The organism is Brevibacillus sp. NSP2.1 (assembly GCF_000470975.2).
Classification (GTDB): Bacteria; Bacillota; Bacilli; order Brevibacillales; family Brevibacillaceae; genus Brevibacillus; species Brevibacillus agri.
This window is the reverse complement of record NZ_CP048274.1, coordinates 3,207,836-3,219,153: the sequence shown is the minus strand read 5'-3', so window position 1 is coordinate 3,219,153 and position 11,318 is coordinate 3,207,836. Positions and strand designations below refer to the sequence as shown.

The window sequence follows — 11,318 nt, the reverse complement described above, 5'->3', positions numbered from 1 at the left end:
GGTACATATTTGTCTACCCAATCCAGTTCTGTCGCTGGGTTTTTTTGTATATTTTTTTCTCCCCCCTACCTCTCGCTCTAGGCAGCGGGCAGTGAAAAGGCGGTTGTTCTCCCTTTTCGCTCCCACTAAAAAGGAGATGAGAGTTCATGTATTTTCCCTCCCTTGCTGAGGTCAAGAACCTTTCGGCGACCTATTCCCTGATTCCTGTGAGCCTGAAGCTTTTGGCAGACCAGGAGACACCCATCCGTTTGTATCAGAAGATTCGTACGAGTGATTCGTTTTTGCTGGAGAGCGTGGAAGGCGGAGCGCGTTGGGCCCGTTTCTCGTTCATCGGGATGAACCCTTTTCAAATCGTGGAAGCAAAAGGGGAAGACATCTCCGTAGTGACGCGCAGCGGAGAGCGAAAAGCTTTGACAGGCAATCCCGTCCACTTTTTGCGCCAGGAGACGGATCGCTTCAAGAGCCCGAAGCTGCCCGGCTTTCCCCGCTTGAGCGGCGGGGCCGTAGGCTTTTTTGGCTACAACACCCTGCGCTATTTTGAAAATTTGCCGGCGCACCGCCAAGAGGCAGTACGCGTGCCAGACATGCGCTTCCTCTTCGTCGACGAAATGATCGCTTTCGATCACTTGAAGCAGGAAATTCAGTTGATCGTCAACTTGCACGTAGAGCCGGGAGATTCCGCCGAAGTTATTGACGAAAAATACAAGCTAGTCTGCGAAAGGCTGGAGCAGCTCGCTACAAAGGTAACCGCTCCGCTGGAGGTGGACAGCCGCATCCAGGTAGAAACCCAGTCGCCAGCCCCGCTCAACGTCGAGCCGAACATGAGCCGCGAGCAGTACGAGCGGATGGTCGAGCAGGCAAAAGAGTACATCGCAGCGGGCGATATTTTCCAGGTAGTGCTCTCGCAGCGCTTTTCCGTCAAGACCGACGTCGATCCGTTTGCCGTGTACAGACTGCTTCGCACGCTGAATCCTTCGCCGTACATGTACTACCTCGAATACGAGGGCGAGACGGTCGTCGGTACGTCTCCCGAGCTGCTCGTGCGGGTCGAGGATGAAAAAGTCGAGATGCGCCCGATCGCCGGAACGAGAAAAAGAGGCGCGACGCCGCAGGAGGACGAGGAGCTGGCGGCAGACCTTTTGGCCGACAAAAAGGAACGGGCGGAGCATTACATGCTTCTGGACCTGGGCCGCAACGATGTCGGCAAGGTGTCGGCTTACGGCAGCGTCCGCGTGGAAGAGGCGCTCGTCATCGAAAATTACTCGCATGTGATGCACATGGTGTCGCACGTGACGGGCAAGCTGCGCGAGGGGCTACACGCTTTTGACGCCCTGCTCAGCGCCTTCCCGGCCGGGACCGTCTCCGGCTCGCCCAAGCTGCGGGCGATGGAGATTATCGCCGAGCTGGAACCGGATGCCCGCCATCTGTACGCCGGAGCGATCGGCTACATTTCCTTCGACGGCTCGCTCGACAGTTGCATCACGATCCGGACGTTGTTTTTCCAGGATGGGTACGCGCACGTGCAGGCAGGAGCAGGCATCGTCGCCGACTCGGTTCCCGCAAGCGAATACCAGGAGACGGTAAACAAGGCAGCCGCGATGATTTCGGCTTTGGAAAAGGCAGAACAGCTATTTGTGCGCAAGGAGGTATTGCCATGCTGACCCATGCATTGGAGCAAATTTTGCAAGGAAACGATTTGTCGCGGGCAATCGCAGAGGAAGCGATGGGAGAAATCATGGACGGCAAAGCGACGCCAGCCCAGATCGGAGCCTTTTTGGCGAGTATGCGGCTCAAGGGCGAGCAAGTAGAGGAAATCATCGGGTTTGCGCAGGCGATGCGCGCCCGGGCGATGCGTTTTCCGATCGAGCTGCCGGGTCTGGTCGATACGTGCGGCACAGGGGGAGACGGCAGCAACACGTTCAATATCTCGACAGCCAGTGCGATTGTGGCGGCGAGCGACGGCGTGCGGATCGCCAAGCACGGCAACCGGGCTGTGTCGAGCAAAAGCGGCAGTGCAGACGTCCTCGAAGAGCTGGGCGTTCCGGTCAACCTGTCGCCCAAGTCCGCCGCTGATTGTCTGCGTGCGACCAACCTGTGCTTTTTGTTCGCGCCGCTCTACCACCAGGCGATGAAGCATGCGGCAGGTCCGCGCAAGGAGCTGGCCGTGCGCACCGTTTTCAACCTGCTTGGCCCGCTGACGAATCCGGCAAACGCCAGCCATCAGCTCATGGGCGTCTATGATGCGAAGCTGCTGCCGACTGTCGCGGCTGTCCTGCGCGAGCTACATGTAGAGCGGGCGCTGGTCGTGGCTGGCTCTGACGGGCTGGATGAGCTGACCGTGACGGGAACAAGCCAGATCGCGGAGCTGCGTGACGGCGAGATTCGCACGTATGAGATCGACCCAGAACAGTTCGGATTGCGCCGCCATGAAAAAGAAGCGCTGCGCGGCGGAGACGCGTGCGAAAACGCGACGATCATTCGCGAGGTGTTCGCTGGCAAGCGCGGGGCGGCGCGCGACATCGTGCTGTTAAACGCAGGGGCGATCCTCTACCTGGCGAATCGCGTTCGCTCGATCGAAGCAGGCGTGATCCGGGCAGCGGAGCTGATTGACGACGGACTCGTCATGCGCAAGCTGGAGCACATTCGGCAAATTGCAGGAGGGATGATTCATGCTTCATAAAATCGTGGAAAAAAAACGCGAGGAAATCGCTCGCCTGCAAAAAGAGACGACGGTAGCGGCCTTGCTGCAGCAAGCCAAAGCGCAGGAGCGTCCGCGCGGCTTTCGCCAGGCGCTGGAACAGAGCAGCCGCCCGGTCAGCGTAATTGCCGAAGTGAAAAAGGCTTCGCCGTCCAAAGGGCTGATTCGCCCGGATTTTGACCCGCTCGCGATTGCGCGGGCGTATCAGGCGGCTGAGGCCGAGTGCCTGTCCGTCTTGACCGACGAGTCGTTTTTCCAGGGCAGTCTCGCTTATTTGCAGGGCATTCGCGAAGCGGTAGACCGTCCTTTGCTGCGAAAAGATTTTCTCATCGAAGACATTCAGGTAGTGGAAGCGCGGGCAGCCGGAGCGGATTGCATTTTGCTCATCGCCGCGATCCTTACGCACGAGCAACTGCGGCATTTGTCGCAGACGGCGGAACAACTCGGGATGGACGTCCTCGTCGAAGTCCACGACAAGCGGGAGTGCGAGCTCGTTTTCCGCGCGATCGAACCGAAGCTGCTCGGGATCAACAACCGCAACCTGCATACGTTTCAGACCGATCTCGCGGTGACGCACGAACTGCTCGCGGAGCTGCCTGCTTCCCTGACTGTCGTTAGCGAAAGCGGCATTTCTTCTGCGACCGATGTGGAAAACGTCAGACAGGCGGGAGCGAGAGCGGTTTTGGTCGGCGAGCACTTCATGCGCCAGCAAGACGTGAAACAGGCGGTTTTCGATCTGGTCGGACCAGCGAAAGGCAGCAAGGCGGGGGTGAGCTTGTGACCCGGTTGAAAATTTGCGGGATCAAACGCCCGGAGACGCTTGCGCTGCTAAAAGAGCTGGACGTCGACTATGTCGGTCTGGTGTTTGCGCCAAGCAAGCGCAAGGTAGACGCGAAAACGGCAGGGAGGCTGCTCGCTGCCGTTTTCGGCCACCCGCCGGCTGTCGGCGTGTTTGTCAATCCGACGATGGATGAGCTGGCTGAAGTGCTCGCGGAAGCGCCGCTTTCTGTCATTCAACTGCACGGCCAGGAGACGCCGGAATTTTGCCGCCAAGTGCGAGAGCGGTTTTCGGTGCCGGTATGGAAGGCACTGGCTGTTGGAGGCGAAGCGGATGCCTCCGCGTCGCTGGAAGCGTATCAGGGGATTGTAAGCGCCTTTTTGTTCGATACGTACGATCCGGCGCAAGCAGGCGGAACAGGGAAAAAGTTTTCGTGGGAGCAAATTCCGCTGCTGCAAGCGAAGTGCAAGGAAGCGGATTGCATCATCGCAGGCGGGATTCATGCCGAAAACGTAGCCGAGCTGATTGGCACGTACCAGGCTGCGGTGATCGACGTGTCCAGCGGAGTAGAGACGGATGGAGAGAAAGACGGAGAAAAGATAAAAAAACTGGTGGAGAGGGTGAAGGCGCATGCCAAGCAATACACAGACAACCACGCGGGTCGTGCCTGACGAGAACGGACGGTTTGGAGCGTTCGGCGGAAAATTCGTGCCAGAGACGTTGATGAATGCTTTGTACGAGCTGGAGGCTGCTTTTGAGGAAGCGCGACGTGATCCACAGTTCGTAGCCGAGCTGAATGAGCTGCTTAGCAAATACGCAGGTCGCCCTACGCCGCTGACACATGCGGAGCGGCTGACGGAGGCGCTTGGCGGGGCGCAAATTTACCTCAAGCGCGAAGACCTCAACCATACCGGGGCGCACAAGCTGAACAATGCGCTCGGGCAGGCGCTTTTGGCAAAGCGTATGGGCAAAAAGGCGATTATCGCAGAGACGGGAGCGGGGCAGCACGGCGTTGCCAGCGCGACGGTCGCAGCGAAGCTCGGGCTTTCCTGCAAAGTGTTCATGGGCGAGGAAGACATTCGCCGCCAATCGTTGAACGTCTTTCGCATGAACTTGTTGGGAGCGGAAGTCATTCCGGCCGTGTCCGGCTCGCGGACGCTGAAGGACGCGACGAACGAGGCGATTCGCCACTGGGTTTCGCACGTAGAGGAGACGTTTTACGTGATCGGCTCGGTCGTCGGCCCGCATCCGTATCCGTACATGGTGCGCGAGTTCCAGAAAATTATCGGGGAGGAGACGCGTAAGCAAATTTTGCAGCAACTCGGCAAGTTGCCCGACGAGGTAGTCGCCTGCGTAGGCGGCGGCAGCAACGCGATCGGGATGTTTTACCCGTTTATTCAGGATGAGTCTGTCGCGCTTCGCGGCGTGGAAGCGGCAGGAAAAGGAATCGAGACAGACAAGCATGCCGCGACATTGACCCTTGGGCGGCCAGGCGTGATTCACGGCTCGCTCACCTACTTGCTGCAGGATGCGCACGGACAGGTGCAAGAGGCGCACTCGATCTCGGCGGGGCTGGACTACCCGGGCGTCGGCCCTGAGCATGCGTATTTAAAAGATACCGGGAGAGTGACGTACACGTCCGTAACCGATGCGGAGGCGCTCGCGGCCGTCGAGCTTTTGTGCCGCACGGAAGGGATTATTCCCGCACTGGAGAGCGCCCACGCGATTGCTGAGGTCATCAAGCGCGCTCCGCAAATGTCGCCGGAGAAGATCATCGTCATTTGCCTGTCGGGACGCGGGGACAAAGACGTGCTGACCATCCAGGAAGCGCTGGCGGAACGCACAGAAGGGGGAGTGGCATGATGACGGCAGCAACGAATCGAATTGACCGTTTGTTTGCGGATCGCAGCCGCAAGCGTTTTATCCCGTTTATTACGGTAGGAGATCCGACCTTGGAAGCGACGTTTCAACTCGTGACTGCGATGGTGGAGGCCGGAGCGGACGTGATCGAGCTTGGCGTTCCGTATTCCGATCCGCTGGCAGATGGCCCTACGATCCAGCGCGCCTCGCAGCGTGCGCTGCAACACGGCGTGTCGATCGCAGACGCCTTGCAGCTCGTCTCCCGCCTGCGAGAGTCGGGCGTAGAAGCGGGCATCGTCCTGTTTTCTTACTTCAATCCCGTGCTGCAATACGGAATCGAACGCTTTTTCGCCGACCTGGCCGCGCATGGAGCAGACGGCGTCGTCATTCCGGATTTGCCGATTGAAGAAAACGGCCCAGCCGTGGCTGCCGCGAAGCAAAACGGCTTGCACGTCATTTCGCTCGTGGCACCGACGTCCGATACGCGCATCCAGACGATCGGCGAGCAGGCGACAGGCTTTTTGTACTGCGTTTCGTCGCTCGGCGTGACGGGAGCGCGGACAGACTTGCGCGAAGACTTGGCGGACTTTTTGGCGCGGGTAAAAGCAAGCACGACTGCGCCGACTGCCGTCGGATTCGGCATCTCCACGTCAGAGCAGGTGCGGGCCGTAGCGCCGCATGCAGACGGCGTGATCGTGGGCAGCGCGATCGTGCAGCAGATTGAACAGCACGAGGACCAACTGAAAGATCCGGCACAAATGCCAGTTGCTGTTGAAAAAATAAAAACGTTTGTACAACAGTTGGCGAGTGCGCTACAATAATGGGAAAAATGTGACTGGAGTGAACGTGGATGCAACCGAAGCAACGCATACTCAATGCCCCGGTATATCAGCCAGGGAAGCCCATTGAAGACGTCAAACGGGAGTTTGGTTTGACAGAAGTAATCAAGCTGGCGTCCAACGAGAACCCTTACGGCTGCTCGCCTAAGGCGAAGGCGGCCATTGCGGAGCAACTGGACAATCTCGCTCTTTACCCGGACGGCGCAAGCCTCAGCCTGCGCTGGGATTTGGCTGATTTCCTCGGCGTGAAGCCTAGTCAACTCATTTTCGGCAATGGTTCCGACGAAAATTTGTTGATGATCTCCCGCGCTTTTTTGAGTGAAGGCACGAACACGGTCATGGCGACTCCTACCTTTTCCCAGTATCGCTCCAATGCGATTATCGAAGGGGCAGAGCTGATCGAGGTTCCGCTCAAGGACGGCGTTCACGATCTGGAAGCGATGGCAGCAGCCATCAACGAACAGACAAAAGTCGTATGGGTATGTAACCCGAACAACCCGTCCGGTACCATCGTGACTGCGACAGAGCTGGAAGCGTTCCTGAAAAAAGTGCCGAGCAGCGTTCTCGTTGTTTTGGATGAAGCTTATTACGAGTATGTTGTTGATCCAAAATATCCACAAACCGTTCCTTTGCTCGATCAGTATCCGAATCTGATTATTTTGCGGACGTTCTCCAAAATTTACGGTCTGGCAACGCTGCGGATCGGCTACGGCATCGCCTCCGAAGAGCTGGTGTCTGCACTGGAGCACGTGCGCGAACCGTTCAACACCGGAGCGCTCGGTCAAGTAGCAGCTCGTGCGGCCTTGCGCGACCAGGAGTTCGTGGCCGCATGCCGCGAGCGCAACCGCGAAGGGCTGAAGCAATTGACGGACGCTTTTGACGAGTGGGGACTTTCTTACTTCCCGTCGCAGACCAACTTCATTTTGGTTGACCTGAAAAGAGATTCCGATGAAGTGTTCAAAAAGCTGTTGACGCACGGCATCATCGTGCGCTCGGGGAATGCACTCGGCTTCCCGGGATACCAGCGGATTACGGTGGGAACGAAAGAACAGAATGAAAAGATTTTGTCTGTGTTGAAAGAAATTGTGACTGGCGCATTGAAATAACGGACAAAAGATGCCGGGCGTGCCCCGGCATCTTTGTCTACGCGAACAAGGAAGGACAGGAAGTGGAGATGAAAAAAATTACTATCGCCGTAATCGGAGTCGGATTGATCGGCGGTTCGATCGCTTTGTCGATGCGACGGGACCCCAACATCCGGGTCGTCGGTTACGACGTACGTCAAGAACCGTTAGATAAAGCGTTGACGCTCGGCGTCATCCACGCAGGCACGACCGATTTGCAAACGGCCGTCCGGGAAGCGAATGTCATTTTTCTCGCTGCGCCTGTCGAGCAGATCGTCGCTACCTTGCAGCATTTGCAAGACATGGAGCTGCAGCCAGACGTCATTGTAACAGACGTGGGCAGCACCAAGGCCGGCATCGTCAGACAAGCCGTAGAAGTCATCCCGGAGCGCGTGACGTTCATTGGTGGACACCCGATGGCAGGCTCGCACAAGTCAGGGGTCGAAGCGGCTTCGGACAGGCTGTTGGAGAATGCCTATTACGTATTGACGCCCGCACCGGGCACCCCGCCTGAAAAAGTCGAGCGCCTGACCGAATTGCTCTCGCTGACGCGGGCAAAAGTCGTGCAAATGGACGCTGACACCCACGATCAGGTAGTGGGCGCGGTCAGCCACTTCCCGCACGTGCTGGCATCCGCGCTGGTCAATCTGGTTGCGGGCTACGACGAGGAAAACGGCTGGCACGCACGCCTGGCCGCAGGCGGCTTCCGCGACATTACGCGCATTGCGTCCAGCAACCCGCGGATGTGGCGCGATGTGCTCCTGCAAAACCGTGAGCCGCTGTTAAAAATCGCCAAAGATTGGACAAAAGCTCTGGAGGATGTTATCGAGCTTGTGGAAGAGGGCGATCCAGAAGGCATTGAGCGGTTTTTCCAGACAGCGCGCGATTTTCGCGACGGCCTGCCGGAGCGCAAAGCCGGGGCTTTGCCGCCTCTGAACGACCTGTATATCGACATTCCCGACCATCCGGGGGAGATTGGCCGCATCACGACGCTTTTGGGAGCGAAGCAGATCAACATTACCAACCTGCAAATCAGAGAGACGCGTGAAGACATATACGGAGCGCTGCGCATCACCTTCCATTCCCAGGAGGAGATGGAAAAAGGGGAGGAACTTCTGCGCTTTTTCGATTACAATGTGTACAGGCGTTCCTAAGCCATTTTGTACAAACACACTTTACAACGAAGACGCTTCACAGCATGACTAATTGCTGAAGAGACAAAGGGGAGTGGAACTGTGCTTCGAGTTCGTCAAGCCAAAAAAATAACAGGGACCGTGCGTGTTCCGGGAGATAAATCCATCTCGCACCGCGCTGTCATGTTCGGTGCGCTGGCAGAGGGCGTCACCACGATTGAAGGCTTTTTGCCTGGGGCAGATTGCCTGAGCACCATCAGTTGCTTCCGCCGCCTGGGCATCGAGATCGAACAGCAAGGCGACAAGGTGACTGTTCACGGAAAAGGCTGGTACGGCCTGCGGGAGCCTTTGCAGCATCTCGACGTCGGCAACTCCGGGACGACGATTCGCCTGATGTCCGGAATTATGGCGACACAGCCGTTTCACGTAGTGATGGAAGGCGATGAGTCGATCGCCAAACGCCCGATGCGGCGCGTGATCGGACCGCTTCGCCAGATGGGCGCGAAGATCGACGGCAGAAAAGACGGCGAGTTTACGCCACTCTCGATTCGCGGCGGCAAGCTGGAGGCGATCGCTTACCAGTCTCCGGTAGCGAGCGCACAGGTCAAGTCGGCGATTTTGCTCGCAGGCTTGCAGGCGAACGGCGTGACCAGCGTCACGGAGCCGCATTTGTCCCGCGACCATACGGAGCGCATGCTGCAAGCGTTTGGCGTCTCTGTCGTGCGCGACGGCCTGACCGTATCTGTAGAAGGCGGACAAAAGCTGACAGGACGGGCTATCTCCGTGCCAGGGGACATTTCCTCTGCGGCGTTTTTGATCGCAGCGGTTATGGTTGTTCCCGGCAGCTCGCTGTTGATCGAAAATGTCGGCATCAATCCGAGCCGCACAGGGATCATCGACGTGGTCAAAGCGATGGGCGGAAGCCTGGAGCTGCTCAACGAGCGCGTCGTAAACGAAGAGCCGGTTGCCGATTTGCTCGTGACCCATTCCGAGTTGCACGGCATTGAAATCGCGGGCGACATCATTCCGCGGCTGATCGACGAGATTCCGGTGATCGCGGTCATGGCGACGCAGGCAAAGGGCAAGACCGTGATTCGCGATGCGGAGGAGCTGAAGGTAAAAGAAACCGACCGCATCGCTACGGTCGTAAGCCAGCTCTCCAAGTTCGGCGGTCGTGTCACGCCGACAGAGGACGGCATGATTATCGAAGGCGAGACTCCGCTGACAGGCGCGGTCATCGACAGCATGGGCGATCACCGCATCGGAATGGCGATGGCGATTGCCGGATTGGCGGCAACAGGGGAGACGGGAATCGAAAACGAGGAAGCGATCGACGTATCGTTCCCGGGATTCCACGAGCTGCTTACGCGCATCAGCCAACAGTAAAAAGAGGGAAAGGAGCCTGCCGCTCGCAACCGAGCCAGGCTCTTTTGCCTGTCTACCAACCGCCGGGAAAACGTCGGGACAGGTCTGGCGGTTTTTAGCAAAAATGATTTGACAAGCGCTTACATTCCGTTTATTATAAAACTACAGTATGGTTTCTCTCCACTCCTATCCAATATTATAAAAGCACACGTGTGCTACCGCCGTTTGAATGCGCTTACAATCAACGGCGGTCTTTTTTTGTATTTTTTTCCTTGCCCGCGCATATGCTCGTACAAATTGCAGCTCGATGCGAGGCGGGAGGGGACGAGCGTGCCGGAGCAAGGAATGGTCACTCGAGGAGGAGCGGTAGTCACAGCGCACGGAGTCAAAGAAGCAGATATTTGGATTGCAGGCGGAAAAATCGTTCGCATCGCCAAGGATACCTTGCCCAAAACGACCGCGACGACCGTCTTTGAAGAGGTGGACGCGTCCGGTATGTATCTTTTGCCCGGTTTCGTCGCACTGCCGACACAATCGTTGTATAAAATAAAAGATGGGAAGACGTACATAGAAGTGATGCGAGAGCTCGTCAGGAGCGGTTGTACGAGCTTCGTGGACGTGTTGCGCCCGGAGCCGTGGATGAGCAGGCCGCAGGTGGAATACCAGCAGACGAGGCACTTCAACAGCCCGCTCGACTACGCCTGGCACGTGGCGATCGAGCCTGCCCAGCTACAGCCGAGAACGGTGGCGCAGTACTCAGAGCTCGGCTTTTCTTCCTTTCATGTGACGGTCCGAAGCCCAGAAGAAATTTCCACAATAAATTGGGAAACGCTTTTGCCACTTCATACGTCTAAACAAACGATTCTGCATTTGCATATTCAAAATGATGCTTCCGTAAAAAAAGAACAGCGTGATCTCATTCGGCAGCTTTGGCTGGACGCCACGAGATACTGGAAGGTGCGTACTGTCATTGCTGATCCGTCAGCGGCCTTTGAACCAAAACAATCCGATCCGTTTTTGCACATTTTCCGTTTGAACGCTGAAACAACTGACCGGGCTGTCCGATATATATATCAGAGGTTTTACGATAGCTGCCAGGTCGCTTCGCCTCTGCAGGAGGTTCGCATTGACTATCGCAGGAGATGGTGCTCGCCGGAAATGCTGCTTTGTCTGCTCGTCAGACTCGCTTCGACAAACGTTGCCAAGGCGATTGGGCTTTATCCGCAAAAAGGAAGCTTGACACCAGGGGCGGACGCTGATATTGTCTTCCTGAAAAAGGAAAACTGGTTGACAAAGTATGATCTTTCCACTATTCTCAATTTTAGCGAAATGCATCTTCCAGCATCTGTTATGTCGAACGGTAAATGGATGTATCGAAATGCGCAGTTTAGTTCTTCAATCGGGATGGGCAGGCGGATTTTCGACACAAAGCCCAACGCCTATGTCATTTAACCCCAAAATTGGGGGTTTTTTCGTGAAGGATTCCCGCAGTGAGACGAGAAAAGAATCGTAAGGTCGCGC

The 11,318-nt window shown here is 56.9% G+C and carries 10 protein-coding genes; all 10 read left to right on the top strand.

What is annotated here, in order from left to right:
- The first annotated feature begins 146 nt into the window (after positions 1–146).
- The 10 genes from trpE (at position 147) to M655_RS15430 (ending at position 11,249) form a co-directional block, all read left to right on the top strand.
- The gene (trpE, locus tag M655_RS15475) at positions 147–1,661 is read left to right on the top strand and encodes an anthranilate synthase component I (RefSeq protein WP_005831284.1); all 1,515 of its coding nucleotides are present in this window, start codon (positions 147–149) and stop codon (positions 1,659–1,661) included.
- Positions 1,655–2,680: an anthranilate phosphoribosyltransferase gene (gene trpD, locus M655_RS15470; RefSeq protein WP_005831282.1), complete on the top strand. Its 1,026-nt coding sequence runs from the start codon at positions 1,655–1,657 to the stop codon at positions 2,678–2,680. The genes trpE and trpD overlap by 7 nt, the downstream gene beginning before the upstream one ends.
- Complete coding sequence (trpC, locus tag M655_RS15465) at positions 2,670–3,479, top strand: indole-3-glycerol phosphate synthase TrpC (RefSeq protein WP_007785428.1); 810 nt, start codon at positions 2,670–2,672, stop codon at positions 3,477–3,479. Before trpD ends, trpC begins: the two co-directional genes overlap by 11 nt.
- Positions 3,476–4,147, top strand: a complete 672-nt coding sequence (locus M655_RS15460) for a phosphoribosylanthranilate isomerase (protein WP_005831278.1) — start codon at positions 3,476–3,478, stop codon at positions 4,145–4,147. Before trpC ends, M655_RS15460 begins: the two co-directional genes overlap by 4 nt.
- Positions 4,107–5,339 carry a tryptophan synthase subunit beta gene (gene trpB, locus M655_RS15455; protein WP_005831276.1) on the top strand — a complete coding sequence of 411 codons (1,233 nt, stop codon included), beginning with the start codon at positions 4,107–4,109 and terminating at the stop codon, positions 5,337–5,339. The genes M655_RS15460 and trpB overlap by 41 nt, the downstream gene beginning before the upstream one ends.
- A complete protein-coding gene (gene trpA / locus M655_RS15450; protein WP_025843792.1) occupies positions 5,339–6,157 on the top strand; it encodes a tryptophan synthase subunit alpha in 819 nt (272 codons plus the stop codon). Before trpB ends, trpA begins: the two co-directional genes overlap by 1 nt.
- Positions 6,158–6,186: 29 nt before the next feature.
- Positions 6,187–7,281 carry a histidinol-phosphate transaminase gene (hisC, locus tag M655_RS15445; protein ID WP_005831272.1) on the top strand — a complete coding sequence of 365 codons (1,095 nt, stop codon included), beginning with the start codon at positions 6,187–6,189 and terminating at the stop codon, positions 7,279–7,281.
- 68 nt (positions 7,282–7,349) lie between these two features.
- On the top strand, positions 7,350–8,453 hold the full coding sequence (locus tag M655_RS15440) for a prephenate dehydrogenase (protein ID WP_007785422.1): 1,104 nt from the start codon (positions 7,350–7,352) through the stop codon (positions 8,451–8,453).
- Positions 8,454–8,534: 81 nt separating this feature from the next.
- Positions 8,535–9,818: a 3-phosphoshikimate 1-carboxyvinyltransferase gene (gene aroA, locus M655_RS15435; protein ID WP_007785420.1), complete on the top strand. Its 1,284-nt coding sequence runs from the start codon at positions 8,535–8,537 to the stop codon at positions 9,816–9,818.
- Between the two features lie 474 nt (positions 9,819–10,292).
- Complete coding sequence (locus tag M655_RS15430; RefSeq protein ID WP_241752999.1) at positions 10,293–11,249, top strand: amidohydrolase family protein; 957 nt, start codon at positions 10,293–10,295, stop codon at positions 11,247–11,249.
- The last annotated feature ends 69 nt before the right edge of the window (positions 11,250–11,318 follow it).

Coding starts and splice junctions, on each gene's coding strand:
- trpD (WP_005831282.1), top strand. CDS start 1,655: ATGCTGACCCATGCATTGGAGCAAATTTTGCAAGGAAACGATTTGTCG.
- trpC (WP_007785428.1), top strand. CDS start 2,670: ATGCTTCATAAAATCGTGGAAAAAAAACGCGAGGAAATCGCTCGCCTG.
- M655_RS15430 (WP_241752999.1), top strand. CDS start 10,293: ATGTATCTTTTGCCCGGTTTCGTCGCACTGCCGACACAATCGTTGTAT.
- M655_RS15440 (WP_007785422.1), top strand. CDS start 7,350: ATGAAAAAAATTACTATCGCCGTAATCGGAGTCGGATTGATCGGCGGT.
- trpA (WP_025843792.1), top strand. CDS start 5,339: ATGACGGCAGCAACGAATCGAATTGACCGTTTGTTTGCGGATCGCAGC.
- trpE (WP_005831284.1), top strand. CDS start 147: ATGTATTTTCCCTCCCTTGCTGAGGTCAAGAACCTTTCGGCGACCTAT.
- hisC (WP_005831272.1), top strand. CDS start 6,187: ATGCAACCGAAGCAACGCATACTCAATGCCCCGGTATATCAGCCAGGG.
- trpB (WP_005831276.1), top strand. CDS start 4,107: ATGCCAAGCAATACACAGACAACCACGCGGGTCGTGCCTGACGAGAAC.